The sequence below is a fragment of the Salipiger sp. H15 genome, assembly GCF_040409955.1.
Classification (GTDB): domain Bacteria; phylum Pseudomonadota; class Alphaproteobacteria; order Rhodobacterales; family Rhodobacteraceae; genus Salipiger.
Genome location: NZ_CP123385.1, coordinates 852,000 through 877,410, shown reverse-complemented (window position 1 = coordinate 877,410; position 25,411 = coordinate 852,000). Strand labels below are relative to the sequence as shown.

Here is a 25,411-nt window from a genome sequence, read left to right as displayed (position 1 = left end):
TCGCAGGTCGGGCAGGGGTGCCTGCGTCGGTTCTCGCCAGCCGTCCATTCATCAGCGAACCAGACAGAATCGTGCTGGCAGCGCGAGCACTTGAACCGGACGCCTAGTGCGCCGCCGGGAAGGTTGCCTGCCTCGGCGAAGTGCATGCGCCTTACGCTGGGGCTGCCGGGCAGATCGGACTTGTCGAAGATAAGAGTCATCGTTCGATTCCGTGCCCGAAGTCGAGCGAGCCGAGTAATGCCTGCTTTTCCATCGGTGCGCTTAGGTGCGCACCTACTCTATGTGGTGCGGCGTCTTCTTTCCGGTTGATGCCCACGGGAGTCTCGGCAACCGCCGGGTGAGGTCTGTAGATTGCGGCGAGAATTCGTCGCAATGTGAGCATGGTCCGTGAGTGGGCTGATCCGCCTGACGATCCCTCGGAAGAAGTTGCCGGAATTTTCCCGGCGCCGAGGCGAAGGGCAAACTTTTGAAGACAGCACTTTTGTATTACCTGTTGCCCCGGTTTGGAAAATGTCCCCCCAATCCGGGGCATTTGGTGGGCGACGCCACTCATGCCGCGACCTCATGTGCTTCGATCAGATGCGCGCAGTTCGAGCGCACCAAAGCCTCGGCCAACGGCGGGCAGACGCTGTTCCCGACGCAGGACACCTGCACATCCTTCGGGAAGGACTCGAATTCCCACTCGCCGCTGCGCTCGTGCCAGACACCCTCGATCACGTAGTCGGACGGGAAGCCCTGAGCGTTGAAGAGCTCGCGCGGGGTGAGCATCCGCATGCCCAGGTCGACGATGACGAAGGACGTGCCGCCGATCTCGACGGTGACGAACTCGCGGTCATCCCAGAGCCCGTGCTGGCGCAGCAACTCCGCCACCTGGCGGGCGCGTGGCGCGTGGCTGTCGTCGAAGGGTGGGGCCGCGAGCGCGGCTTGCATCGGCACGATCCGATCCTTGGTGGTGATCGTGTGCATCGGTTCGGTGGCGGGCGCGCCGTCGCCGGTGCCGTAGTATTTCGCAAGCCATGCGGCGACGGGTGTCTGTTGGCTGCCGGAGCGGGTGACCGTGGAGAGCGGCTCACCGGCGGGGCGGCCCGGATGAACGCCGCGCCCGTCGTTGTTCTGCTGGGCGAGGAAGGCCGCGACCGGGTATTGCTTCACGCCTCCCGCCACGACGGTGTTGAGCGGCGCTGTGATGTCGAGCGCGCGGGGCGCCTGGCCTTTCCGCTCGCCGTTCCCGACATGCACCATGGTCGCGGCGATCATGCTGTTCTGGTCTTTCTTGCTCGCGCAGATGGTGTGGTGCGGATCCTCGATCGACCGGCAGCGGCCGCCCTGCTGCGCGTAGGTCAGCACCGGCGCCACGATGGCGCTGTGGTTGCCCTCGGCGCAGATGGTGGGGTGTGGCTGCAGCACGGGGCCCATGCGGCGCGTGGTGCCCTTCAGGCTGGCCAGCAGCGGCGCGAGGATGCCGAGCGGTGCCGCGCCACCCGGGCGCTTGAGGTAGCTGTTGGCGGTGACCGTGGGGAGCGGGGCGGCGATGTCGCTGCCAGTGGCGCCGGTCATGAACTTCGCGATCGAAGGAGCGATGAGCGCGGTCTTCCCGCCGCCGCCGGCGGTGATGGTGGGCGAAGGCATGTCGATGTCGGCGGCGCTCGAGCACTTGAACTGGCGCATCAGCGTGGGCGTGACCACCGCGTGCGAGATGCCGCCCGCGGTGACCACGCCATGCGGCTCGGTCAGCGGGTATTCCCGGCGGCCGCCGCTGTCGCCGTGGGCGATGCTCACGAGGTAGGGGTGCCCGGCGTCCAGCACGTAGCGGCGCAGCCCCTTGGCGACACGGGCGAGCGTGTTGTCGGCCAGCGGTCGCACGGCGCGCAGCCCGTGCTTTTCCATGACTTCGGCCTTGCTGTCGAAGATGCTCGGGCAGGGCAGCGACCAGTCGATGCATTCCGCCGCGGTGCGCCAGGGCAGCAGCTTGCCCGCCATCACCTCGGGCGAGTCCGGCGCGCCGTGCGTCGGCGCAGGCCAGACGATGCGCTGACCGTCGAAGCGGATGGCGACGAAGAGTCGCTTGCGGATCGTCGGCGCGCCATAGTCGCAGGCGCGCAGCTCGCGGCGCTCGATCTTGCCGCCGAGCTTGCGGATGGCCTTGCACCAGGTGGCGAAGGTCTCGCCCTTGCGGTCGGGGCAGGGCATCAGGCCGCGCTCGGTCTCGATCAGCGGGCCCCAGCCGGCGAACTCCTCGACGTTCTCCATCAGCACGACGTCGACGCGCCCGCCGCTCTTCTGGATGCGCTCGATCCAGCCGGGGATGATCCACGCGAGATCGCGGATGTTGCGCGCCACGGGCTTGCCACCCTTGGCCTTGCTGAAGTGCTTGCAGTCCGGGCTGAACCACATGAGGCCGATGTGCTTGCCCGCGAGGTGGTCCAGCGGATCGACGCGGTAGACGTTCTCGGAGAGGTGCAGCGTCTCGGGGTGGTTCGCCGCGTGCAGCGCCAGCGCCGCCGGGTTGTGGTTGATCGCGATGTCGGGCCCGCGGCCGAGCGCCATCTCGATGCCGGTGCTGGCCCCGCCGCCGCCGGCGAAGCTGTCGACGATCAGCGGCAGGCCGGTGAAGGCGCGGTCGGGCAGCTCGGGGAAATCGAAGGTGTCGCGCATCAGTAGATCTCCGAAAAGGAGCGGATCGCCGATGCGAACAGCGAGAGGACAAAGCTGAGCAGCGAGACGCCGCCGACGACGATGATCGCGAAGACCAGAACGCCGACCCACCATCCCTCGGGCAGCATCGGCTCGCGGCGCACGGTGCCTTGCGGCTTGAGCGGGGGCAGGTCGGCCGACTTGCGGTGAGCGTGCTCGCCCATGGAGGGCGGCGGTGCGATGGGTGCGGAAAGGACGTGTTGCATCAGTCCATCCCCAGCGCGGCTTTGTACATCGCGAGCACCGCTTCTTCCTCGGCAATGTCGGCCTTGTCGCGCTTGCGCAGGGCGATGATCTTGCGGATCACCTTGGTGTCGTAGCCTCGTCCCTTGGCTTCGGCCATCACCTCCTTCTGCTGGTCGGCGATCTCTTTCTTCTCGAGATCGAGGCGCTCGAAGCGCTCGATGAAGCTCTTCAGCTCGCCCGCGGCGACGCCGTAGGCGCCGTTCTTGACCTCGACGTCCTCGGCGGTCTCCTTCATCGGGGTGTGCTTCTTCGACGCTGCTCGGGCCATGTCGGCGCCGACGTCGTCGGGCTGAAAATCGTTCTCCTGGGGCATCAACATGCTCGGTCCTCGTTGAAGAAACTGGGCCCCTCGCCGCGTTCATTCGCGGGGCATACGCAGATTCCATGATTGGGCGCGGCGAGGGGATGCGGGCCTCATGCCCGGCATTCGGTGTGGTCGGTCCCATGGCGGGCGGCATCCAGTTGGCGAGGTCCTCCGAGGAAATTCGGCGGTTCGTGAGCGGTGGCGTCGTCCGCTTCGTCTTCTCTCCGCGCCGGGTCTCTTTCGGGCCCTTCTGGATGCCGCCGGCCATGGGGCCGACGGTGGATCAGGCGGTGCCCGTCGATTGAGGGCCGAAGGCCTGCTGCAGCAGGCGGGTGCGATGCGCGGTGCGCAAGCCCTTGGCACGAGCGCAGGCGGCAATGATCGCGGGGCGGGCCCGTTCCAGCGCAGCGGCGAGTTCCGCTTCACGAGCGTGGCCCTGAGGGAGTCGGTAGCAGGGCATATAGATGACGTTGTCAGGGTGTTTCATTTAGCTTCTCCCGGTAGGACGCCCGCGGAACGCGCTGTGCGCTCGGGCGTGCAGCGGGAAAGATAAGCGGTAATATTACCGCCGTCAACTGCATGTGCGGTTTTTTTACCGCAAAGAGTTTCCTGCAGGGGTCACCTATGCTAATCTGCTCTTGCCAAATCAAAGCCGATTGTGCGCAGTCCTAGCCTCAACGTGGCGTGACTGGAGGTGCTGACGATGTCTTGGACATCCAGAGAGCGGCGTCTCACGAAGCGACCTTCATGCGAGATTTTCGGGCTTTAGCAGGAGACCGCGAGTGGAGAACATCGAGAATATCACGTCTACGCTCAGTGCGCCTTGGACAACGATCCTGACCTTGGCATCGGGGTATGCTGGATACTTCATCGCGCATGTCGGGAACCGAGAGCACCACAAGTCCATAGATCAAGCCTTCAGGGTCGTCTTCTATGGATTCTGGGGTATGTTTGCTTATGTTCTGATGCGAACCCACGCTGAAATCGGGATTCTAATTGCATCGGCGCTCGCAATCCTGGCTGCAGCTCTTCTGGGTGCTGCGTGGAGAAAATGGGGTAAGCGGTGCTTAACAAAGCTTCTTCGAAAGAGCGGCGTAAGCATGTCTGACGACCTACCTTCAGCATGGTCCGCACTATCTGAGGTAGGGGAGGGCGTTGATGTTTGGCAACTGAAGGTTTGCCTGACCGATGGAACAATGATGTTCTGCGACGACCTTTCCAGATTTAAGAACGAGCCAAATGGTGCATGTGTGCTCGGCGGGAGTGGTGACGTCCTGATGCACGTCACCAAAGTCGGAAAGTTGGACGCCACTGGCAAGAGGAATTGGACCGAAGTCGGGAACGTCATTGACCCAGACTTCGGTGCTGCGATTACTTACTTGCCAAAGGATCAGATAGCTCGGATAGAGCTCCGGCGGGCAGAGAGACTTTAATCGTCAGAAGGTGCCGGAGGGGTGGGTTTGCTTTCACCGGAACCAGTCTCGGGGCGGTAGTTGTTCTGATGACCTGTCGTGGATGGTGTGTAGTTCTTTTGTTCGACATATTCTGGTCGGCTGTCTTTGGGGTTCTCGGTGCTCATCGTTTTCTCCGTTTGATCGATGGATGACAAAGTTCACTAATGTGGTCGCCGGGGCCAAGTCTTGCGAGCAGTTTGGTACCCAAGGTTATCGCTTTTTCGCAAGGTCAGCAGGCCAATGAAGGCGTACTCGAGCGGCCCACCTTAGCTTCACATTCCACATGGTGTTGGCGCCGGGGTTGAGGGAGATCAGGTGAAAAACGCCGGGCTCATCGCCTGGTCTTACCTTTGACCCACCCCATGCCGTTTTCATCCTCGACCACACAGCGATGCCCTATGGCCTCTGCAGGAACGCCGTCATGCGTGTGGCGAGTGTAAAACAGGAGATCGCCAGAGCTGAAGACAGGTTCCATGCTGTCGCCCTCCACCTCCACAGCCACCACCCCATGCGGTGACAGGCCGGGAGGGCATTCAACTTGTGGCCCATCTCCCTTGGTGTAGGCGTCAAAGACTGGAACTTGAGCGCCGGCGCCGACCTTTCCCGCAATGGAAATGGTCGGAATCATCTCTTCCCCAACACCGTGCAAGAGCCAAAGCTCCGATACTCCAAGTGTCGCAGCTACTTTGCTAATCGAACTAACGTTCGCCCCAGCGTTTTCCTCGCCAGCCTCGTGTCGGCGTCTCCAGTTTCGGATGCCGTCTTTAGAAAGGCCTGCGGCTTTCGCGAGCCCTTGCTCGGAAAGACCTTTCTCCTTCGACTTCGCAGAAATGCGAGAGAGAATTTCGCCCATGTCCATGCGGTCGAAATTACCGCACGTTTCCTCGCCAGTAGAGCGGTAAGATGACCGTTGACGAGGCGGTAAAATAACCGCATACTGCGGCCCATGCAGACTATAGATCACCTTCTGGCTCGTGCAGACGCCTATAAAAGAGCTGCTAGGGTCGATCACGACAGCACCGTCTCACATCGAGTTTTTGGGGACAGCAAAAAGTTGGCGGCCCTGAGGTCTGGCGCGGACATCACAGTCCGCCGCTTCACTGACGCCATGCGCTGGTTTGATGAAAATTGGCCCGAGGATTCCAAGCCAGAATTCGCTTCTGAATAGGCACGATTTTTCATGTCTTGAGCATGACGCAAGCCATCAAGTCACTCCAGCTAAACGAAAACGAGGCCCTTCACATGAGACCCCAGCGCTACGGCACGATCCAGAACGCGGTCTGCGAGGCGGTCGAGGCAACTGGCAAGCGTCATCAGGATGTCGCGGCCTTGCTCGGTATCCGCGGCTCGACCCTCTCCTACGGGATGGAGGACAACGAGGACCGCCCCGGCGGGCTCGGGGTGAATTACCTGCACCGCTTGGCGATGGACTGCCCGGCGGCCGCCATTCCGCTGGCGCAGCATTTTGCGGGGCTGGCCGGTGGTGTTTTCCGGCCAGTCGAGATGCAGGGAAACGTCACCTCCATCTTTGCCCAGTGCGGTGATGTTGCTCGGGAATGCGGCGAGGCACAGGCGGCAATCTTTCGCGCTGCGGAGAAGGCCTCGGTTCAGTCTGTCGCTGAGGCAGAACGTGAGATCGACGAGGCTGTTGCCGCGCTGATGCGCGCGCGCGGCGCCATATCCGCCAAGCGTGGGGCGGCATGATGAATGGACCTGCGCGCGCCACATTCTTGATCGCCGCAACCGCGTTGGCATTGCGCAGCGGCGGCATGACTGCTTGCGCCGACAGCGTCGAGGCTTTGAGGTGTGCTCTCGAGGACTTTCCCATTGCCGCGCCTGGCGATGAGATCGGGCCGGCGCATGGCCGTGCTCGCGAGCTCATAGCGGCGCGCTGCGCGGGTGATGAGACCGCCTATGGCGAAGCGAAGTTCGCGCTCACGCTCGAGATGTCTGCTCACTGGCAGCTGCGGGCGCGCGCCTATGCGAGAAGGAGCGTGTGATGAACACTCTCAGCCTGACCCGCGTCTCGGACGTCACCGATCTTCCCGAGTATCCGGTCCCGGCCGGCGAGCGGCTGGAGACGCACAGCTACTTCAAGCTTCATCACACATCTTTCCTTGAGAGCGACTTCTTCAAGGCCTGCAAGGAGATCGAGGACTGGGAGGTTATCGGCCTCGCGCTCGCTCTCTGGTCCAAGTGCCAGCTGCAGGACCCAGTCGGCACGATCCCCGCCGAGCCGCAGCGTCAGGCGTGGATGATGGATATCCCGCTGGCTCGGTGGGAGGGCTACCTGCGCCGGAAGATCAGCCCGCTCCACGGTTGGACGCGGTGCCGGATCATCGGGACGGGCGAAATCCGCCTGATGAACCGCTTTGTAACGGGCGTGGCGCTCGACGCGCTCAAGTGGAAGCACAAGGATCAGGATCGCAAGTCGGCTGATCAGGAGCGCCAGGCGCTCAGCCGGCTGCGCAAGAGCGTCGAGGATATTGGCTCCAAGAACCTCGCCGCGAACCCGCGCTACATCGTGATGCTGCACCGCTGGCTTCTCGACACCTACCCGCACGGCAACCGCACTGCCGTCCGCATCCTCGAGGGCATGGAGTACCTCGGGACCACCGATTACCGGAGATGAGAGAACAACCGGTTCTGTCACGTGTGACAGAACTGGTCGGAAGCGTGACAGAACTTCGGACATTCTGTCGGCTCTAAGAGAGGAGAAGAGACAGAAATGAAAAGAAATTTCCGCTCGGACCTCAAACCAACCGCTGACACCTGTGGATAACTCAGGATGTGCTGAGAGAAGGGGCTGGCAATGACCACCGAGCAGACCACCACCGAGACCAACCGTGACCGGGTGCGCAGGCTCCTGATCGCGCCGCTGCAGGCGCGCGGGTTCCGCTTCCCGAAGGGGACAGAGGATGCCGAGCAGGTGAAGCGCCTCGACGCGATCGCGGATAGCATGGGCTACCTCGGGGACGAGAGCTTGCGTGTGCTCGAGCAGTGCATGCGGGCAAAGGGGCAGGGCTCGGCCCGGTGTTTCTGGCCTGAGCTGGCGAGCTTCGAGGGCTACGCCGAGGCGCGAGAACCGCGTCCGCTCGGCGAGTTGCCCGCCGTGCTGCGCTGGTTTCGGTCGGTGGCCGGGCGCGAGGCGCTGGCTGGGAACAGGCTGGTCGCCGAGTACCAGTTCTGGACCGAAAAGAAGCGCCCGCCGAGCAGCTTCCGGGAGAAGGCGGCGGTCGAGCGGCGCGCCAGCGAGCACGCCTCGAAAGTTGAGCGGGTCCGGGATCGCATATCGCGCGGCCTCATGCCCTTCGACGGTGATGGGGAATGGCTCGCCATGTACGACGAGACCGAGGCGAAGGTGCTGGGCTATGTCGAGGCCGCGCAGGAGGGCAACGCATGAGCATCTCGTTGTCGGAAGAGCAGTGGAAAGAGCGCGCAATGGTCAGTTCCTACCTCAGCCTTAGGATCGGCGATGCCGTCCCAACCGAGAGCAGCTCGGCCCCCATCTTCGATCCGGGCGAGAACGCCTGGTATGCGCTTCTCTGCCGCCCGCAGCAGGAGCGGCAGGCAGAGAGCTGGCTGGCGGCGCGGGGCGTTTACGCCTTCCATCCGGTGACCTCGCGGCGGACCAGGGTGCGCGGGCACGTCCGAGAATACGAGCGCCGGTACCTGCCGGGCTATGTCTTCGCGCGCTTCGGCGGTGTGCCGGTTCCGCACCGGGTCCTGACCTCGCCCTTCCTCACCGGCGCGCTCTGCCGGTCGGATGGGAGGTGGGGTGTTCTTGGCTCGAAGCGTCTGGCCGCGCTGCACGAGATGCGCGCGCGTGACCTCCGGCAGGAAGACGAGCGCCAGGAACAGAAGCGGAAGGCCGCAGCGGCGCGGCGCGTGCGTGCCGGTGACCGGGCAATGTTCCGGACCGGGCCGCTCGAAGGGTTCCAGTGCGAGGTTGTCGAGATCGACGCCGCGGGCGGCATCAAAGTGCGCTTCGAGCTCTTCGGTCGGGAGAACTCTGTCACCACCACGGGCGACACGCTCGTGGGGCTGGCTGCGAAAGAGAGTTGACAGCGCGGCGTGGCGATTTCTATGTTGCCCGAACAGGCCTTATGCTCCGAGTGCTCTCCCTCAGAGGGACAGATACCGGAGCGGGTGGGCGGCGAGGATGGGTTTGACGCCACATCTGACACGCCTTCACTGTGCCCCGAGCCCCGCCAACGTGCGGGGCTTTGTCGTTTCTAGACCATAGGCATGGACCTCTTCCCCAAGGCAGCAGCCGGGCACGGCGATGCGTAAGCTCTGCGCTGCGCCCGGCTGCGAAGAGATAGCGGTCATCGGCAAGGCGCGCTGCGCCGAGCACCAGGCGGAACAGGACCGGAAGCGGGCAGGGCAGAAGGCGGCGGCGCAGGCCACGCCTCACGCTGCCGCCGCGCGAGCGCTCTACGCCGATCCCCGGTGGAAGAAGGCGGCGCGGCTCTTCCTTCAGCGGCATCCGTGCTGCGTCGATTGCGCGGAGCTCGGCGTTGTCGAGCCCGCGACCGACGTCGACCACGTGGTTCCGCACAAGGGCGACCGGTCGCTCTTTTGGGATCGGTCGAACTGGCAGGCCCTGTGCCATCGCTGCCACAGCCGGAAGACGGCCCGCGAGGTTTTCCACGGGGACCGGGGGTAGGTCAAAAATCTCGGGTGGAGGGCCCAAACCGACGCCCCCACCTTTCTTTCTGCGCCGACGAAATTGGAGAAAAAAGCCCACCTGACAGGGCATTAGGAGGTAGACCATGAAGGGGCGGAAGCCGAACATGGATAACGTGGTGCCGATGCGGGAGGAGATGCCCAAGCCGATTCCCGCGGCGCACGATCTCATGTCCGAGCCCGCCAAGGCGGTGTGGGAGCGTCTCGCGCCCGAGCTGGTCAAGTTCGACCGGCTCAAGCCGCACTTCGAGGACATCTTCGCCGCCTACTGCGAAGCGGTGGCCGACGTCATCGAGCTGACCAGCAATATCGCGCTCGAGGGCCGCACTTACGCCGTCAAGACGCGCAACGGCATGCAGCAGAAGAAGACGGCGAACTGGCAGGCACGGCAGGATGCGCTGGCGAACATGCGCCAGCTCGGCGCGCTTTTCGGCATGACGCCGGTGGACGATGCGCGCCTCAGCTCGGGGGCGCAGGGCGATCTCTTCGACGATCTCCTGCGGCAGCTTCGTGGAGGCAATTGACCACCCGGTGAGCCGGTACGCCCTCGACGTGATCGAGGACCAGGTGCTCGCCGGACCGCTGGTCCGGATGGCCTGCGAGCGTCACCTGCTAGACCTCGAGACCGGCGCCGATCGTGGCCTCGTCTTCGACACCGGAGCGGCGGACATGGTGATCCGCTTCGCGAGCGTGCTGCGGCATACCACCGGGTCCATGGCCGGGGCGGCGCTGACGTTGCAGCCCTGGCAAGTCTTCCGGCACGGCTCGGTCTTCGGCTGGAAGCACGCCGAGACCGGGCTGCGGCGGTTCCGCTCAACCTACCACCAGGTGGCGAAGAAGAACGGCAAGACCACCGACACGGCGGTGCCGATGCTCTACACCCAGCTCTTTGACGGAGAGGGGGCGCCGCAGGGCTATTGCGCCGCGACGACACGAGATCAGGCGGGGCTGCTCTTCAACGAGATCAAGCGGATGATCCGCGGGTCTTCAGCGCTCTCGCAGCTGCTCGACGTCTACAAGACGCAGATCCAGTCGCCGCGCACCAATGGTTACATCGCGGCGCTGAGCCGCGACGGGAACAGCGCCGACGGGATCAACCCGCATTTTGCGGCCCGCGACGAGGTGCACCGCTGGACGGACCGAGAGCTGGCCGACGTGGTGACCAACTCGATGATCGCGCGCTCGCAGCCGATCGACTGGGCGATCACCACGGCCGGCGCCGACAGGGCGAGCCTCTGCGGGGAAATTCGCGGCTATGCCGAGCGGGTGATGCGCGGCGATGTGCGCGACGACAGCTTCTTCGGGTTCGTGGCTGAGCCGCCCGAGGATGCTGACCCTTCGGACCCGGCCACCTGGGCCATGGCGAACCCGAACCTCGGGGTGGCCTTCACCGAGGCGGACTTCCGGCGCATCCATGACGAGGCGCAGGCGATCCGCGGCAAGATGCCGAACTTCCGGCGCCTGCACCTCAACCTCTGGACCGAGGGCGAGCAGAGCTGGATTGCCCGGGACGTCTGGGATGGCGGCATGGCCACGGCACCGTTCAAGCTCGAGCAGCTCTTCGGGCGCAAGGCTTGGGTCGGCCTCGACCTCAGCCGGACTACAGACCTCACCTCGATCGTCGTCGCCGTGCCGGTCGACGGGGTGATCTACCTGCTGTGCTTCGCGTTCATCGCGGAGGGCCCGAAGGGCTTCGTGGCGCGGGCGCAGTCGGAGAACCGGGACTATGTCGCCTGGCGCGACGATGGCTGGCTCGAGGTGCACCGGGGCGGGGTGATCGACGAGGACCAGGTCATCGAGCGGATGAAATGGATCAGGGCGCGCTTCGATCTCCAGGAGGTCGCCTATGACCGCTGGGGCATGAAGTACGTGGCGGGCGAGCTCGACAAGATGCGCTTCCCGCTCCTCGAGTTTGGCCAGGGCTATGCCAGCATGTCGCCGGCCACCAAGCGCTTCGAGCGCGCGGTCATCCAGAACCGGCTGCGCCACAATGGCAACCCGCTGCTCGCCTGGGCGGTGGGCAACGTGATCCTCGACCAGGACGCGGCCGAGAACGTGAAACCGAACAAGAAGAAGGCCACCGGCCGGATCGACCCGGCCGTCGCCGCGATCATGGCGGTGGGCCGCGCCGAGGTTGGCGAAGAGAAACGCAAGGCAAGGGACGTGGTGATCGTATGAAGCTCTTCGGACTGCACATCTCCCGGGCTGGCGGGGCCGCGGCTGCCGCGCGCGTCGAGCCGCCAATCTCGGCGCCGGCGGTGGTGTCGGGCGGGAACGAGGGGCTGCTGGCCGTGGGCTGGGGCTCGCTCGGCCCGTCCGCATCCGTCCGCGGCCTGCCGCGCGTGACGCCAGAGTCCGCGGTCCATCACGGCACCGTCTTCGCCTGCTGCAACAATATCGCAGGCGATCTCGCCAAGGTGCCCCTGAAGCTCTGGCAGCGACGAGCTGACGGGCAGGATGTGCGGGTGCGCCAGCACGCCGTGGCCGAGCTGCTGAACGGCGAGGCCGCTCCCGGTGTTCCGGCGCGCCTGGTGCGCTTTGCCGCCGTCTACGCCTACGCGCTGCGCGGCAACGGTCACATCTACGGGCCGCGTGACGGGGGCGGCGAGCTCATGCGGCTCGACATCGTGCGCCAGGGCTCGGTGGCCATCCTGCGCGACGGGCTCGAGCGCTTCTACCAGTTCGAGGACGGGGCAGGGGTACAGCGCCGCGTTCCCGCCCGGGCGATGGTGCACCTGCGCTACATGGCCGAAGATGGCTGGACCGGGCGCAGCCCGATCCATGTCGCGGCCGAGAGCGTCGGGATTGCGCTCGCTGGCCAGCGCGCCGCGGCGCGCAACGCTGCCGGCGGCACCACCAAGGGCGTGATCAAGCTCGGCGACAACTACGAGAGCGAGGAGCAGCGCACCCGCAACGCCCGCCGCATCAAGGGCACGATGACCGATCCCTCGGGAGACGGCTGGATCGTCACCAACCCCGACGAGGACGTGAAGGCGCTCGACATCTCGGCCGCCGATCAGGAACTGCTGTCCAGCCGCAAGTTCGATCGCGAGATGATCGCAGGCATCTACCGCATGCCGCCGAGCAAGCTTCAGATGCTCGAGTACGGCGTGAAGGCCAATGGCGAGCAGCAGGCCATCGACTACCTGACCGACTGCCTGCTGCACTGGTCGGCGCTGGTCGAGGCGCAACTCGACGTGGCGCTGCTGACCCGCGCCGAGCGCGAGGCGGGTCTCTTCCTGCGCCATGACTTCGGCGCGCTGCTGCAGCCGACGGTGAAGGAGCAATACGAGGCGCTGAACCGCGCGGTCGGCGGGCCCTTCATGCGGCCGAACGAGGCGCGCACGAAGCTTGGTCTCGCGCCGGTCGATGAGGGCGCGCAGCTCAACCCGGCCCCCAACATGACGCGCGCGGAGCCGGCGCGTCCTGCACCCGAAGGAGACGACGAATGACCGTTCAGACCGTTGCGAGCCTCTTCGCCTGCACGCCGCTTGCGCTCTCGCGGACCCACGGCGCGCCGCTCCTGCAGATGGCCATGCCGGGCGGAGAGGGGGCGCCGCAAGCAGTCGAGACCGCGCTGTCGGTCCGCCTCGAGCCGGGCGAGCGCTATGCGATCAGCCGCAACGTGGCGATCGTGCCGCTGCGCGGCCTGCTGACGCCGAACCAGTTCCTGCTCGAGCGTTGGCTCGGCTGGTCGACCTATCATGGCCTCGAGGCGACCATGGAAGAGCTGGCGGCGAACGAGGATGTCGCGGCGATCGTTCTGCTCTGCGACTCCCCGGGCGGCTATGTCCTCGGGATCGCCGGGGCGGCGGCGGCCGTCGCGGCCGCGAAGGCAGTCAAGCCCGTGCATGCACTGGTCCATCCGCTCTCGGCCTCGGCCTGCTATCACATCGCCAGTCAGGCGACCGACATCTCGCTGACCCCGGGCAGCATCGTGGGCTCGATCGGCTGCATGCGGATTGACGCCGCGCCGATGCAGCCGGGCCTCTTCGGTGAGCAGACCTTCATCATCACCTCGTCGAACGCCCGCGCGAAGCGCCCTGACCCGTCGAGCGACGAGGGCCGCACCGAAATCCTGCGTGGTCTCGACGCGATGGAGGCGGACTTCCACGCCGCCGTGTCGGCCGGGCGGGGCATCCCGCTCGCCGAGCTGCCCGAGCGGCTTTCGGTGACCGACGATCCCGCCGACGGCGGCGCGATCTTCTGGGGCGAGGATGCCCGGTCTCGCGGCCTCGTGGATCGTCTCGAGACGTTGCGCGCCTTCTGGGATCGCATCGGCGCTGCCTACGCGCCGCGCCCGACCCGGCCGGCCGGACGTGGCGCGCGGGCGCAGGCACTCGCCGCCGCAGCGGCAGCCCGGCTCGCGAGCTGACCTGACTTTCCGAAATCCGGCCTCGGCGCGTGCCGCGGCCTGAGACTGCCCTGCCGGTGCGCGGCGGGGTCTTTCTGCTGCGCGGATCGCGCGGTGCCCACCAGACAGGAGAACTGAACATGGGCGATATCAACGACCTGCGCCGCGCTCGCAAGGCCGCGGCGGATGACATGCAGGCCAAGGCCGATGCTCTGACCGCGCTCGAAGACCAGGAGAGCGCCGACGAGGCGGCGGTGCAGGGCGCGCAGGCGGCATTCGACGTGGCCAAGGCTGCCTTCGACAAGGCGGATCGCCAGGTGAAGCGCGCCGAGGAGGTCGAAGCGGCGAGCGCCTCGGCGGCGGTGCCCGAGCCCGGCTCCGAGCCGGACGCGCCCCGCACCACCGCGGCGCAGCCGAAGGAGAAGGGGCTGCAGTTCGGCGCCATGCTCCGCACCCTCGCGGCGGCGGGCGGCAACGTCCACACGGCCCGCGTCATCGCGGAGGAGAACGGCCAAAGCGGGCTCTTCTCGGCGCAGAACGTGTCCTCGGCCGCGGCCGGCGGCTTCCTCGTTCCCGAGGACGTCAGCTCCGAGGTGATCGAGTTGCTGCGCCCGGCGAGCGTCGTGACCGCCATGGGGCCCCGCATCGTGCCGATGCCCGATGGCAACATGACCCAGAACCGCCGCGCCAGCGGTGCGAACTTCGGCTATGGCGACGAGGTCTCGGACGCGCCGGTGACCGGCTACGCCTATGGCCAGATGAAGCTCTCGGCGAAGAAGATGCGCGGGATCATCCCGATCTCGAACGACCTGCTGCGCACCGCCTCGACCGCCGTCGATCGTATGGTGCGGGATGACGCGATCGCGGATGCGGCGCAGATCCAGGACCGCTACTTCCTGCGCGGCCAGGGCACCGAGTTCGCGCCGAAAGGTCTGCGCTTCCAGCTGCTCGGCACTGCCGCGGCCGCGACCAACATCCTCGCGATGACCGGTGGCGCGACCGTGCAGGCGGTCAACAGCAACCTCGGCCGCATGGAGCTGGCGCTGGCCAATGCCAACGTTCCCTACATGGGCGCGCATTGGATCATGTCGCCGCGCACCGCGATGTTCCTGACCAACCTCGTCGACGGCAACGGCAACAAGGCGTTCCCCGAGATGGCGGGCGGGCAGCTGCGCCGCAAGCCGGTGCATGTCACCACCGAGATGCCGTCCAATCTCGGCGCGGGCGGCAACGAGTCGGAGATCATGCTGGTGCACCCGATGCACGTCGTCATCGGCGAGCACATGGGCATCACCATCGCGATGTCCGACCAGGCGGCCTACCGTGACGACAACGGCCAGCTGCAGTCGTCCTTCAGCCGCGACGAGACGCTGATGCGCATGATCATGCAGCACGATCTCGGCCTGCGCCATCTGCCGGCGGTCGCCGTGATGACCGGCGTGACCTGGGCTGACCAGTAACTCCCGACGATGATCAAAGGGCGGGCGTTCGCGCCCGTCTCCACATCCTTTTGAGGACTGATCCCATGATGCAAATGAAGGACATCGGCGCGCTTATGAAAGTGCTGCGCGCCGCCGGCAACGCCGCGGTGACCGCGGGCGGTGCCGGGGACGCAACCGCGGTGGCGGGCGCCATCGTCGACCGCGCCGAGATCGGCATGCCGCAGTCCGGCGTGCTCGCGATCCCGTTCACCGCCACCCTCGCCGCGGGCGAGACGCTGAGCGTCGCGTATACCGTCGAAGAGGGCGAAGAGAGCGACCTGTCGGACGCTATCACGCTGGTGACCGAGACCGTGGTCGCGGCGACCGGCCCGACCGGCGGCGGCACCGTCACCGGCTGCCTCGAGATCGACGTGAAGCTCCGCGCCTGCGGTCGCTACGTCCGTCTCGGCTACACGCCCGATCTCAGCGCCAGCGGCACCGACACCGCAGCGCTTTCGGCCGTGCTGGTCTGCGGCGGCATGGACCGTCTGCCGCAATGAAGGTGGTGAAGTTCAACCGGACCCACCTGATGTACCAGCGTGGTGAGACGGCCGGTTTCCCCGACGATCACGCGGACAAGCTGATCGCAGCGGGGATCGCGCGCGACCCGAATGCACCGATGCCCGAGCTGCCCGCCGACGTGGCGGCGCAGGTGGGCGGTGATGAGCCCGGCGCGTCCCAGGGCGGTCAGGGTGAAGAGGGCGGCGAGCCCAAGGCGGGCGAAGGCGCGGGCTCACAGACCGATACCGCTGCCGATGCAGGCGCTCCGCCCGTCCAGGGCAAGGGCCGCAAGTAAGAGAGGGCCGGGCGCATGCGCTATATCGGGGAAGACGACATCACGCCCGTGGTGAGCGTTGATCAGTTCATCAATGCCGTGCATGGCGAGATGCCGGACGCGGCCGAGCGCAGCTCGATCGAGCTGCTGCTCGGCGCTGCGCAGGACGTGGTCACCACGGCGGCGAACATTCCCCCGGCGCCCGGCCTCTACGAATTCACTTACCCGCTCTACGGCTGGCGGCGCTGGTGGTTTCCCTGCTGTCCCGTGACGTCGATCTCGGCGCTCGCGGTGACCGACTACAGCGGGGCGTGGGTCGACCAGGCGCTTGACGGCGTGATGCTGGTGCAGGGCGAGGACGAGCCGCAGCTGCTCCTGCCGGAGCGGTGGGCGGCGAACGAAGCGGGTCGGACCCTGCGCATCCAGGCCGAGATCGGCGGGGTCTTTCCGCGCAATCTCTGGCGTGCGGTCGTCGCCCTGGCGCGGGAATGGCGGGAGGCCGACATCAGTGTCTCGGGCGACATCCAGACCCCGCGCGCGTCCTTCAGCGTGCAGCGTCTCATCCGGCAGGCGCGGTACGTGCGGCCGAACGTGTCGGCGGGGTGCTGACGTGGCGGGTGGGCGCCTGAGTGATCGCATCACGGTCCAGCGCAAGGCAAAAGGAACTCCGCGCCCTGGCGTGGTGGTGACCGGCTGGGCGAACCTCGAGGTCGAGCCCGGCGTGGCGCTGCAGCTCTGGGCCGATTTCGCCGAGCAGCCGGGCAGCGAAAGCCTTGTTGCAGGGCGCGATGAGGCGGTGCGACGGGCCGTGGTGCGCATCAAGGACGGGCCGCTCGCGCGCCAGGTCACTGCCGCTGACCGGCTCGTCGGGCGGGGTGCGGTCTGGAAAATCCGCAGCACGCCCGCACGGTCGCAGGCGCGGGCCGATGTCCTCGAGCTCACCTGTGAAGAGTGGGTCAATGCCCCGGATTGGGAGGCCTGAGATGACCGTGATTGGTGCTGACAAGGTGATGCGGAAGCTCTCGAAACTGGAGCGCCGGGTCAAGGATCAGGTCGACGCGGCCAACCGCAAGAGCGGCGAGGAGCTCGTGCGCACTGCGAAGGTGCTGATCCCGATGGGGGCCGACGTCGAGAAAGACGGCCGCGAGCGCGACAAGATCACCGGCACGCAGAACCCCGATGGCAGCTACCTGGTGGACTTCGGGCCGAAGTCCAAGGTCATCGAGGGCGATCGGGGCCCGCGACCATTCGTCAATCCGGCCCTTAAGGTGCTGCGGAAGAAGCACGGCGCGCGGGTCAGGCGGGCGGTCAACAAGGCGGTGAAGGAGAGCTTCAGTGGCTGACGGTCCGGTTCTTGCGCTTCAGGATGCCGTGGTGCTCGCCTTGCTGGCCGACGCCGATGTCGCGGCGCTGGTCTCGGGGCGCGTCTTCGTCGAGCCGCAGGATGATGTCGTGTTTCCCTACATCCATCTCGGCCGGCAGGACGCCAGCGCGGACCGGATCGGCTGTTACACCGACGACTCGATCATCTTCTCGGTGGAGTGTCACTCGCGCCCCGTCTCCGCCCGCGTCGAGGCGCTGCAGATCGCCCATGCCGTTCGCATGGCGCTCGATGACGCCGAGCTCGCGCTCGACGGCTACACCCTCGATTGGTGCGACTATCTCACCCATGCCGTGAGCCGGTCCTCGGCCGGCGACACCTACACCGCGACCGTGGCCTTCGAGGCGGCTGTCGCGGTTGCCACGTAACGCCCTTCGGCAAGGCGATCCGGGCGGCTGCCCATCTCCCAACACAGGAGGCCATCATGGCAAAACAGAAGGGGCGCACGCTCCTCATCAAGCTCAGCAACGGGCAGGAATCGCCGACCTTCGAGACGCTCTGCGCGCTCACCACGAAGACGCTCACCATCAACAACGAAGAGATCGACGTCACCACCGCCGATTGCACCGCGCCGAACGGCGCGCTCTGGACCGAGGTGCTCGACGGGGTGAAGCGGGTTTCGCTCTCGGGCAACGGCATCTCCAAGAAGGACAACGCCGAGGCGCGCCTCGCATCGGTTGCGATGTCGAGCCCGCCGGTGGTTGATGCCGAGATCATCGTGCCGAACTTCGGGACTTTCGCGGGATCGTTCTTCATCCAGTCAGGCGATTTCGGCGGGGACCAGTCCGGCGGCGTGACCTTCAGCCTGACCGCGGCTTCGACCGGCGTGGTGACCTTCACGCCCGAGGTGGCAGTCTGATGGCGATCGCGAAGAGCGGCGTCTACGAAGAGGAGGTCGGCGGCAAGCTCCGCCGTCTCGTCCTCAGGAATGGCGAGATCGAGCGCTTCGAGGCGGAGCACGATCTCGGCATCTTCGAACTCTGGGATCAGCTTTTCGGCAAGGTATCGCGCGGGCCGCAGGTGCGGCACGTGCGCGACCTGGTCGCGCTCGCGCTGGTGGGCGGTGGCATGTCCGACCGCGCCGCCGACGAGATCGTCGCGGACCTGCCGCCGTCGGAGAACATGCGGCTGCGCCAGATCGCGCAGCGGGTTCTGGGGGTGGCATTCATTCCCGCCGTCCTCGAGGCGGACAAAAAAAAAGAGGCTGGATCGCCCGGGGCACAGAGCGGCCCCGAACCCACTACGGCGCCCGGGAGCGGGTTCTGAACATCTGCGGTGTGATGGGCCGTCTTCCGGCGGAAGTCCGGGGCCTGACGCCGCAGGAAACCTCCCTTCTGATCGAGGCATGGAACCAGGCACAGCAGGATGCGTCCGGGGAGGTCGCGCCGCCGAGCGTGGATGAATACGAGGAACTGGTGAAGCGGTATGGCTGACGAAGAACTCGAGCGCATCACGATCCTCCTGCAGGCGCGGGACAAGGATTTCGCCCGCGCCATGGACCGGAACAACAAGCTCATCGCACGGCTTCAGCGCGATGCCGGCCAGAACACGTCGAAGATGGCGCGGGACATGGACAGCAACCTCAGCAAGGCGGCCGCCAGCGTTGGCAACCTGACGAAGGCCTTCGTCGCCGGTGCTGCTGCAACCGCGGTCGGTGTGCTCACGAGCAACGTGCGTGAGGGCGTTCGCGCGATCTCGCAGATCGGCGACGAGGCGCGGCGCTCCGGTCTCGGCGTCGAGGCCTTCCAGCAGCTGAGCTATGTCGCAAGCCAGTCGCGTATCCCGGTCGATGCCCTCGTCGATGGAATGAAGGAACTCAGCCTGCGCGCCGACGAGTTCATCGTGACCGGCAAGGGCTCCGCCGCCGATGCCTTCGCGCGCCTCGGGCTCAGCGCGGCGGACCTGCAGCGCCAGCTCGAGAAGCCCGAGGAGCTCCTGCTCGAGATCATCGGGCGCATGGAAGACCTCGACCGCGCCGGGCAGATCAGGGTCGCCGACGAGGTCTTTGGCGGGACGGGCGGCGAGCGCTTTGTCGAGCTGCTGGGAAAGGGTGAGACCGGCATTCGCCTGATGATGGATCAGGCCAAGGAGATGGGCCTCGTCATGGATGCCGAGCTGGTGGCCAAGGCGCAGCGGATCGACGCCGAGTTCTCGCGCATGATGGACAAGGCGTCGACCTGGGCGAAGGGTCTCGCGGTCGCGCTTGCCGACATCCCCTTCGACATGGTCGAGACCCGGCTCAAGGAAATCTTCCCGGACGAGGCGCAGGGCCGCGCGGTGCTCGGGGATGAAATCTACGATGGCCTCTCCGATCTCACCGCGATGACGGACGCGCAGGCCGAGAGCCTGGGCGCGCTGAGTGCCGAATATGGTCGGCTCGGGGAGGAGGCAGCACGGCTGCGTCCGTCGCTCGACCAGGCGGTCGTTGCGCTAAAAGCGCTCGGTTACGCGGATGCCGCCGCAGCGATCATGGAGGCGCGCGACCAGATGCTCGAGCTCGACCAGGGCCTCCGGGATGGGACGGTGAGCGCGTCCGACTTCGAGACCGGGATGCGCGAGGCCACGACGAAGGCGTCCGAGGCGCTTGCGGAAATCGAGGAGATCGACCGCGGCACGTTCTCGACGGTCATCGGGCAGATCGGCGGCTTGGCGAGATCGCTGGGAGAGGCAACAAGCCGTGCGGCCGAGCTTCGCCGGAACCTTCCCGGCGGATCGCCCGGCATGACGCAGGCGCCGGAAGGACCGGTCGATTTCCAATTGCCTCCGGGAGAGCACGCGCCGACGTCCTCGCCGCGCCCGCAACTTCCGAGTGTCGATTTCAGCTTCGGCGTTCCAGAAGCACCCAAGGGCAAGTCCGGCGGCGGCGAGAAGAAAAGCGATTGGGAAACCGCGCTCGAGGGAACCCGCGAGGAAATCGCGCGCCTCGAGGCGGAGTCGGCCTCGCTGCTGGTCGCGGCGCAGTACGGCACGGAGCTCGGTGATGCGATGGAGTTCGCGCGCAAGCGGGCCGAGCTGCTGGCGGCGGCACAGAAATCCGGTGCCGAGATCACGCCGGAGCTGACACGGCAGATCGAGCAGCAGGCGATGGCCTACATGAACGCGGCCCTTGCGGCCGACGAGAACGCGGATCGCCTGGAGAGGCTGCAGGATCAGGCGGAGCTTGGGAAGGATGCAATGACCGACCTCTTCGGCTCGATCATCGACGGGTCGATGACGGCTAAGGAAGCGCTTCTGAACCTCGTGGCGCAGATCGCTCAGGCGCAGATTTCGAGCGGGCTGAGCAGCCTCGCAGGGATCAGTGGGGGCGGTGTCTTCGGCTGGCTTGGCGGATTGCTCGCCAACGCGAAAGGCAATGCGTTCGGCGGCGGCCAGGTCGTGCCCTTCGCCAAGGGCGGGGTCTTCGACAGCGCGACCTATTTCCCCATGGGGGACGGGCGGACAGGGGTGCTGGGCGAGGGGCTCGACGACGAGGCAATCCTGCCGCTCCGTCGCGGCTCTGACGGCAAGCTTGGCGTCCGCGCGCAGGTGGGCTCGGGGAAATCGACCACGGTGCATCAAGCCGTCAACATCGACGCGCGGGGCGCCCAGATGGGTGTCGCCGAGCAGATTTCGCGGGCGATCGAAGAGCGCCGCGGGCAGCTCGCGGCCGATGCCGTGCGCGCCGTCTATGCCTCCAATGCCGAGAGCCCGCTGCGATGAGCGTCAATGTCTATGCCTGGCCACCGGTTTCGCTGCACGGTTGGATGTGGACCTTGCTTGATCCGATCGAGCAGAGCCGGTCATTGATCACGGGGGCCGACTACCTCTCGGCAGCTCAGCGCCGGCGCAGGATCGCGAAGCTCGATGTCGCGGCGCTTGGCAAGAACCGGATGGGGGCGGGATACGTCGAGAGCCTGATCGAGCTTCTGAAGGGCGGTCAGCATTGTGTCCGCCTCTACAGCTGCAGGATCAATCCGCGCGGTGGGCTGGCGTCCAATCTTCTGCAGCTGACCCGCCTTGAGTGGGAAACGGAAGGTGCAGAGCTCGACTGGGCCGCAGGCGGCGCCGAGATGCTCTGGGATACCGGCACGCGCCTGACCTGCACCACCGGGACCGATGCTGCGGGCTGGCCGATCATCACCGTTACCGGGGTGCCTGCCAACGCGCTCGTGGCGAAGCCGTCGGAGTTCGTCACGCTCTTCGCGGACGATGGCGATGCGGTGGGTATGACCTACCGGGTTCTCGCGCCAGCCTATTCGAACGCGGCAGGTGTGGCGGTGGTCCGTCTTCACGATGCGCCGAGCCCGATGACGGATGTCCGGGTGAACCTCCAGTCGCGGGACACGGGCGTCTTCCGACCGGTCAGCATCCCGCAGTCGATGCAGCCCGGGATTGCGGATTGGACCTACAGCTGGGAATTCCGCGAGGTCTTCGAGGATGAGGTCGGCGACGGTGGCTTCGTGGAGGTGAACCCTTGGCGGTAGTTCGTGACATCGACCCTGCAACGCTCGCGGCGATCTCGGGGCGCGCCTTCTTCCCGGTGGTCCTGGTCTATCTCGATTGGCCGGATGCGCCCGTCTACGCCCATAGCAACCTGGGCCTGATCTCCTACGGCGGGCAATCCTGGCGCGGCGTCGGGGACTTCGGAAAGATCGGCCTGCCGGACGAAGCCATGGGGCTCGCATCCAGCGATGCGACCGTTGGCCTGATGGGTCTCGGGGACAAGCTGAACGACTACCTCGACGACGACATTCGGGGGCGGGACGCGATCATCTACTTCGGCGCGGTGACCGAGCGGGACGGCAACACGCTCGTCGGCGCGCCGATCCCGATCTTCGTCGGGACCATGGATGCGAAGAAGGACACCCTAAAGCGCGAGAGCGACAATATCACGGTCAGGGGCGTGTCGATCTCGATCACGCCGGGACCGTCGCAGCGCAGCGCTGCCGGCGTCTATCATAGCGACGAGGACCAGAAGCGGCGCTTCCCCGGCGACACCGCGGGGCGCCTGATCCTGCAGGCCTACCGGGAAGGCTCCACGCTGCGATGGCCTCAGTGATCACCTCTCGCGCGGCCCTGGGGGCGGCGCTCGAGCACATGAGCGGGCCGTGGGTCTGGGGATCGGCCGACTGCTGCACCTCGGCCTGCAACGCCTTCCTCGCTCTGCATAGCATCGATCCGATGGCGTGCCTGCGCGGCACCTACCAGAGCTTCGGAGGGGCGAGGCGCATGATCGCGTCCTTCGGAGGGTTCCTGCCGATGTGCGAGCATCTGGCGGAGCGTTACCACCTGACGCCGGGTTCCGGTCTGCCGGGAGAACTCGGCGTCGTTCAACTCAACAATGGCCGCCACGCGCTGGCGCTCGGAACGGGCACGGCGTGGCAGGCAAAGAGCCCGGCCGGCACCATCGCGGTGCCGTCGGTCCTGAGGTCCTGGAATGCGTAAATGGCTCCTGGCGTCCACGGCGATCGTGGCGTTCACGGCTGGCGCGGAGCGCGCCGAGGCCGATCCCGTCACCTATGCCCTGATCCAGAGCGGTGTGAGCTTCTGGGGGGCGGTGAGCGCAACCTACGGCGTGGTCGCCGCCGCGGCGCTGCAGATCGGCGCGTCGATGCTGCTCACGGCGGCGGTCAACAGCCTGAGCTCTTCGAAGGTTTCCGCGCCGAAGATCAAGCGGGAGTTCCAGCTACCCGACAGTCGGCCGACGAAACGCTACGTCTACGGCCACTATCGAATGACCCCGAGCCCGATCCCCTGGCGGGTGAGCGGCAACGTCCTGATCGGTTGCCTACTGCTGAACAGCCGGCCGAGCGCCGGAACCAACCTCACTGTGTTCATCGACGGCAAGGAGTGTTCAGTGGTGCGGGGCTCGTTCTTCGACTTCGAGGATCAGGATGGCGCGGTCCTTCACCCCGAGGGCTTCTACAAGTTTGAGGATGACGACGACGGCACCTTCATCAGCGCCTGGCTCGGCCTTGGTGACCAGGTCGCGCCACCTGCCTACGTGACCGACAATTTTCCGTCGCTCTTCCTGACGTCCGACGCCTGGCGCGGGATGACCGTGCTCTGGGTGAAGTTCCGGGCGGGCAGCGCGGGGAAGCAGGCCAAGCGCTGGCGAAACGTGCCGCCGACCGTCGAGGTTCAGATGGACTACTCGCAGGTGTGGGATCCTCGGGATGTCGCACAGGACCCCGACAATCCCGCGACCTGGACCTTCTCGGCGAACCAGAGCCTTTGCTTGCTGGATGCGCTGACGCAAAACCCGCTCCGGCGGTACAAACGCAGCCAGCTGCTGCTCGAGACCTTCATCGACGGGGCGGATGTCGCGGACGAACCGGTGATCTGCCACTACGCCACCCTGGCGGCCGGGGCGGACGTTTATGAGCCGCGCTACGCCGTGGGGGGCTTCATCAACTGGAGCGGTGGGGAGCTCTCGGGACTCGTGCAGCCGATCGCGGATGCCGGCGCCGGGCGGATCATCCGGATGGGCGGGCAGCTCGGCTATGCGCCGGGGGCCTGGGAGGCGCCGGTCTATACGGCGCATGACATCGTCGGCGACAGCGTCAGCTTCGAGGTGGACCAGCCGAGCCGAAATCTCGCGGCAGCTCTCAAGGTGGGCTACGTCAGCGCCGAGCGTAACTTCGAGGACGCCGAGACGCCCCTCTGGCCGATCCCCGGCGGGCCCGCACAGGTCAACGATGACAATGTCAACGAGACCACGATCTCGTTCTGCAACTCGCCGACGCAGGCGCAGCGGATCGCGAAGATCGAGGCGCTGCGTCTCGGGGCGCAGAAGCGGCTCAGCTGCACGTTCCCGCCGAGCGGAATGGTGGTTGTTCCGGGCTCGATCGTCGCCACGGATTTCGCGGCGCCGCTGACGCGCATGAACGGGACTTGGCGCGCCCAGGGGGCATCGCCCGCGATATGGCTTGCCGAAGAGGGCGGGGTCGCGCTCCGCGTGCCGGTCACGCTGGCCGAGGAATCCTCGGCGATCTATGACTGGACCCCTGCCTCGGACGAAAAGCAGATCGCCACCGCCGACCTCTCGATGAGTTACGAGGGCCCTGCCGCGATCTCGGACCTGGTGGTCGAGCCGGTCGAGGTCGACAGCGGCGGCTCGGTGGTTCTGATGCTGCGCTACAGCTTCACGCCGGTCAGCAACGTGCCGATCGACCACTATGAACTGCAGTTCAAGCTCGGCGCCGATGCCGATTACACGCCCTTGCCGAACCGGGCGCCGGATGTGCTCTCGGCCTCCGGCAAGATCGAGGGCACCTTCGGTCCCGTGGAGTTTGGGGCGTCCTACGACTTCCGCGCGCTGCCCGTGGGCTTCTCGGACGAGGGTTTCTGGGCCTATGCGCTTGGCGTCGGGGCGGGGCTGCAGGCGAGCGGCGTGAGCGCGTCCGCAGGCCCGGCGCGGCTACAGGTCAGCGGGACCGCGCCGTCTGACGGCTACCTCGCCGGCATGCGGCTCTACCGGGCCCCGGTGGGCGGCGTGTTCAACGATGCGGTGCAGGTGGGCAAAGACATCCCGGTTGCGCCGGACGCGGCCTTCTCGATCGTCTTCGGCGATCCGGAGGCGGTCGATCTCGTCAGCAACGGCGACTTCGCGGACGGCTCGGGCTGGATGCTCGGGGGCGGCTGGAGCATCGCGGGCGGTGTCGCCTCTCACGACGGCGCGTCCTCGGGCGGCACGCTCGGGCAGGCCTCCGGCGCGCTGGTCGCCGGGGCGCAGTACCGGCTCTCGGCGCATGTCACGGCGATCTCCGGGGCAGGCGCGGCGGCCTGCCAGCTCGTCGGCGACACGGTGGTTTCCGGCGATCTCTTCACCAGCACCGGCAGGAAGGTCTCGACCGTCACCGCGCCCACCAGCCCGGCCACGCTGCGCCTCGTCGCGGCGACGAACCAGCTCCTGAGCGTCAACACCTTCTCGGTGGTGGCGCAGACCCCCGACGCCCTCCCGGCCGGTGAGGGACGGTTCTGGCTGGTTCCCTACACCGCGAGCGGCGCCAACGGCACGCCGACCGCGCTCGGCACCTTCACGATCACCTGAG

32 protein-coding genes are annotated in these 25,411 nt (G+C 66.5%); 26 read left to right on the top strand and 6 right to left on the bottom strand.

The annotated features are described in order from the left end of the window. Positions 1–549: 549 nt before the first annotated feature. From PVT71_RS18430 to PVT71_RS18415, 4 genes are all read right to left on the bottom strand, one after another. The gene (locus PVT71_RS18430; RefSeq protein ID WP_353475543.1) at positions 550–2,655 is read right to left on the bottom strand and encodes a DNA cytosine methyltransferase; all 2,106 of its coding nucleotides are present in this window, start codon (positions 2,653–2,655) and stop codon (positions 550–552) included. Continuing rightward, on the bottom strand, positions 2,655–2,900 hold the full coding sequence (locus PVT71_RS18425; protein ID WP_353475542.1) for a hypothetical protein: 246 nt from the start codon (positions 2,898–2,900) through the stop codon (positions 2,655–2,657). The genes PVT71_RS18430 and PVT71_RS18425 overlap by 1 nt, the downstream gene beginning before the upstream one ends. Beyond that, positions 2,900–3,175 (bottom strand): DUF2312 domain-containing protein, encoded by a 276-nt coding sequence (locus PVT71_RS18420; protein ID WP_353475561.1) that lies wholly within the window; start codon positions 3,173–3,175, stop codon positions 2,900–2,902. The genes PVT71_RS18425 and PVT71_RS18420 overlap by 1 nt, the downstream gene beginning before the upstream one ends. A gap of 352 nt (positions 3,176–3,527) precedes the next feature. Beyond that, on the bottom strand, positions 3,528–3,731 hold the full coding sequence (locus PVT71_RS18415) for a hypothetical protein (RefSeq protein ID WP_353475541.1): 204 nt from the start codon (positions 3,729–3,731) through the stop codon (positions 3,528–3,530). A 295-nt stretch (positions 3,732–4,026) separates the two neighbouring features. On the opposite strand from PVT71_RS18415, the gene PVT71_RS18410 reads away from it, so the two are divergent. Further along, positions 4,027–4,677 (top strand): hypothetical protein, encoded by a 651-nt coding sequence (locus PVT71_RS18410; protein ID WP_353475540.1) that lies wholly within the window; start codon positions 4,027–4,029, stop codon positions 4,675–4,677. On the opposite strand, the gene PVT71_RS18405 is transcribed toward PVT71_RS18410, so the two are convergent. Continuing rightward, positions 4,674–4,823 (bottom strand): hypothetical protein, encoded by a 150-nt coding sequence (locus tag PVT71_RS18405; RefSeq protein WP_353475539.1) that lies wholly within the window; start codon positions 4,821–4,823, stop codon positions 4,674–4,676. The genes PVT71_RS18410 and PVT71_RS18405 overlap by 4 nt on opposite strands. A 206-nt stretch (positions 4,824–5,029) precedes the next feature. Then, a complete protein-coding gene (locus tag PVT71_RS18400; RefSeq protein WP_353475538.1) occupies positions 5,030–5,710 on the bottom strand; it encodes a S24 family peptidase in 681 nt (226 codons plus the stop codon). A 230-nt stretch (positions 5,711–5,940) separates the two neighbouring features. Between PVT71_RS18400 and PVT71_RS18395 the strand changes: the two genes are divergently transcribed. The 25 genes from PVT71_RS18395 to PVT71_RS18275 all read left to right on the top strand — a co-directional run bounded on the left by PVT71_RS18395 (position 5,941) and on the right by PVT71_RS18275 (position 25,410). Further along, complete coding sequence (locus tag PVT71_RS18395; protein WP_353475537.1) at positions 5,941–6,402, top strand: hypothetical protein; 462 nt, start codon at positions 5,941–5,943, stop codon at positions 6,400–6,402. Then, a complete protein-coding gene (locus PVT71_RS18390; RefSeq protein ID WP_353475536.1) occupies positions 6,399–6,698 on the top strand; it encodes a hypothetical protein in 300 nt (99 codons plus the stop codon). The genes PVT71_RS18395 and PVT71_RS18390 overlap by 4 nt, the downstream gene beginning before the upstream one ends. Continuing rightward, positions 6,698–7,330 (top strand): hypothetical protein, encoded by a 633-nt coding sequence (locus tag PVT71_RS18385; RefSeq protein ID WP_353475535.1) that lies wholly within the window; start codon positions 6,698–6,700, stop codon positions 7,328–7,330. The genes PVT71_RS18390 and PVT71_RS18385 overlap by 1 nt, the downstream gene beginning before the upstream one ends. Before the next feature lie 180 nt (positions 7,331–7,510). After that, positions 7,511–8,101, top strand: a complete 591-nt coding sequence (locus tag PVT71_RS18380; protein ID WP_353475534.1) for a hypothetical protein — start codon at positions 7,511–7,513, stop codon at positions 8,099–8,101. Next, positions 8,098–8,763: a transcription termination/antitermination NusG family protein gene (locus tag PVT71_RS18375; protein WP_353475533.1), complete on the top strand. Its 666-nt coding sequence runs from the start codon at positions 8,098–8,100 to the stop codon at positions 8,761–8,763. The genes PVT71_RS18380 and PVT71_RS18375 overlap by 4 nt, the downstream gene beginning before the upstream one ends. 220 nt (positions 8,764–8,983) lie before the next feature. Continuing rightward, positions 8,984–9,367, top strand: coding sequence for an HNH endonuclease signature motif containing protein (locus PVT71_RS18370; RefSeq protein ID WP_353475532.1), 384 nt, complete (start codon positions 8,984–8,986; stop codon positions 9,365–9,367). A gap of 106 nt (positions 9,368–9,473) precedes the next feature. Beyond that, complete coding sequence (locus PVT71_RS18365) at positions 9,474–9,911, top strand: P27 family phage terminase small subunit (protein ID WP_353475531.1); 438 nt, start codon at positions 9,474–9,476, stop codon at positions 9,909–9,911. Then, positions 9,898–11,565: a terminase TerL endonuclease subunit gene (locus PVT71_RS18360; RefSeq protein WP_353475530.1), complete on the top strand. Its 1,668-nt coding sequence runs from the start codon at positions 9,898–9,900 to the stop codon at positions 11,563–11,565. Before PVT71_RS18365 ends, PVT71_RS18360 begins: the two co-directional genes overlap by 14 nt. Beyond that, positions 11,562–12,839 (top strand): phage portal protein, encoded by a 1,278-nt coding sequence (locus tag PVT71_RS18355; RefSeq protein WP_353475529.1) that lies wholly within the window; start codon positions 11,562–11,564, stop codon positions 12,837–12,839. Before PVT71_RS18360 ends, PVT71_RS18355 begins: the two co-directional genes overlap by 4 nt. Then, positions 12,836–13,762: a S49 family peptidase gene (locus PVT71_RS18350; RefSeq protein WP_353475528.1), complete on the top strand. Its 927-nt coding sequence runs from the start codon at positions 12,836–12,838 to the stop codon at positions 13,760–13,762. Before PVT71_RS18355 ends, PVT71_RS18350 begins: the two co-directional genes overlap by 4 nt. A gap of 119 nt (positions 13,763–13,881) precedes the next feature. Continuing rightward, a complete protein-coding gene (locus tag PVT71_RS18345) occupies positions 13,882–15,201 on the top strand; it encodes a phage major capsid protein (protein WP_353475527.1) in 1,320 nt (439 codons plus the stop codon). Between the two features lie 65 nt (positions 15,202–15,266). Further along, positions 15,267–15,722, top strand: a complete 456-nt coding sequence (locus tag PVT71_RS18340; RefSeq protein ID WP_353475526.1) for a hypothetical protein — start codon at positions 15,267–15,269, stop codon at positions 15,720–15,722. Then, on the top strand, positions 15,719–16,018 hold the full coding sequence (locus PVT71_RS18335; RefSeq protein ID WP_353475525.1) for a hypothetical protein: 300 nt from the start codon (positions 15,719–15,721) through the stop codon (positions 16,016–16,018). Before PVT71_RS18340 ends, PVT71_RS18335 begins: the two co-directional genes overlap by 4 nt. 15 nt (positions 16,019–16,033) lie before the next feature. Next, positions 16,034–16,606: a hypothetical protein gene (locus PVT71_RS18330; RefSeq protein WP_353475524.1), complete on the top strand. Its 573-nt coding sequence runs from the start codon at positions 16,034–16,036 to the stop codon at positions 16,604–16,606. Beyond that, positions 16,506–16,979, top strand: coding sequence for a head-tail adaptor protein (locus PVT71_RS18325; protein WP_353475522.1), 474 nt, complete (start codon positions 16,506–16,508; stop codon positions 16,977–16,979). The genes PVT71_RS18330 and PVT71_RS18325 overlap by 101 nt, the downstream gene beginning before the upstream one ends. 1 nt (position 16,980) lies before the next feature. Next, positions 16,981–17,340: a hypothetical protein gene (locus tag PVT71_RS18320; protein ID WP_353475520.1), complete on the top strand. Its 360-nt coding sequence runs from the start codon at positions 16,981–16,983 to the stop codon at positions 17,338–17,340. Then, the gene (locus PVT71_RS18315) at positions 17,333–17,746 is read left to right on the top strand and encodes a DUF3168 domain-containing protein (protein ID WP_353475518.1); all 414 of its coding nucleotides are present in this window, start codon (positions 17,333–17,335) and stop codon (positions 17,744–17,746) included. Before PVT71_RS18320 ends, PVT71_RS18315 begins: the two co-directional genes overlap by 8 nt. A gap of 56 nt (positions 17,747–17,802) precedes the next feature. Continuing rightward, positions 17,803–18,237 (top strand): phage major tail protein, TP901-1 family, encoded by a 435-nt coding sequence (locus PVT71_RS18310; RefSeq protein ID WP_353475517.1) that lies wholly within the window; start codon positions 17,803–17,805, stop codon positions 18,235–18,237. Beyond that, positions 18,237–18,644, top strand: coding sequence for a GTA-gp10 family protein (locus PVT71_RS18305; RefSeq protein ID WP_353475515.1), 408 nt, complete (start codon positions 18,237–18,239; stop codon positions 18,642–18,644). Before PVT71_RS18310 ends, PVT71_RS18305 begins: the two co-directional genes overlap by 1 nt. 14 nt (positions 18,645–18,658) lie before the next feature. Further along, positions 18,659–18,811, top strand: a complete 153-nt coding sequence (locus PVT71_RS18300) for a hypothetical protein (RefSeq protein ID WP_353475514.1) — start codon at positions 18,659–18,661, stop codon at positions 18,809–18,811. Between the two features lie 136 nt (positions 18,812–18,947). Next, positions 18,948–21,077: a hypothetical protein gene (locus PVT71_RS18295; RefSeq protein WP_353475513.1), complete on the top strand. Its 2,130-nt coding sequence runs from the start codon at positions 18,948–18,950 to the stop codon at positions 21,075–21,077. Further along, on the top strand, positions 21,074–21,841 hold the full coding sequence (locus PVT71_RS18290) for a hypothetical protein (RefSeq protein WP_353475512.1): 768 nt from the start codon (positions 21,074–21,076) through the stop codon (positions 21,839–21,841). The genes PVT71_RS18295 and PVT71_RS18290 overlap by 4 nt, the downstream gene beginning before the upstream one ends. Further along, positions 21,832–22,416, top strand: coding sequence for a hypothetical protein (locus PVT71_RS18285; protein ID WP_353475511.1), 585 nt, complete (start codon positions 21,832–21,834; stop codon positions 22,414–22,416). The genes PVT71_RS18290 and PVT71_RS18285 overlap by 10 nt, the downstream gene beginning before the upstream one ends. Beyond that, the gene (locus tag PVT71_RS18280) at positions 22,404–22,802 is read left to right on the top strand and encodes a hypothetical protein (protein ID WP_353475510.1); all 399 of its coding nucleotides are present in this window, start codon (positions 22,404–22,406) and stop codon (positions 22,800–22,802) included. Before PVT71_RS18285 ends, PVT71_RS18280 begins: the two co-directional genes overlap by 13 nt. Next, complete coding sequence (locus PVT71_RS18275; RefSeq protein WP_353475509.1) at positions 22,795–25,410, top strand: hypothetical protein; 2,616 nt, start codon at positions 22,795–22,797, stop codon at positions 25,408–25,410. The genes PVT71_RS18280 and PVT71_RS18275 overlap by 8 nt, the downstream gene beginning before the upstream one ends. Position 25,411: the final 1 nt, after the last annotated feature.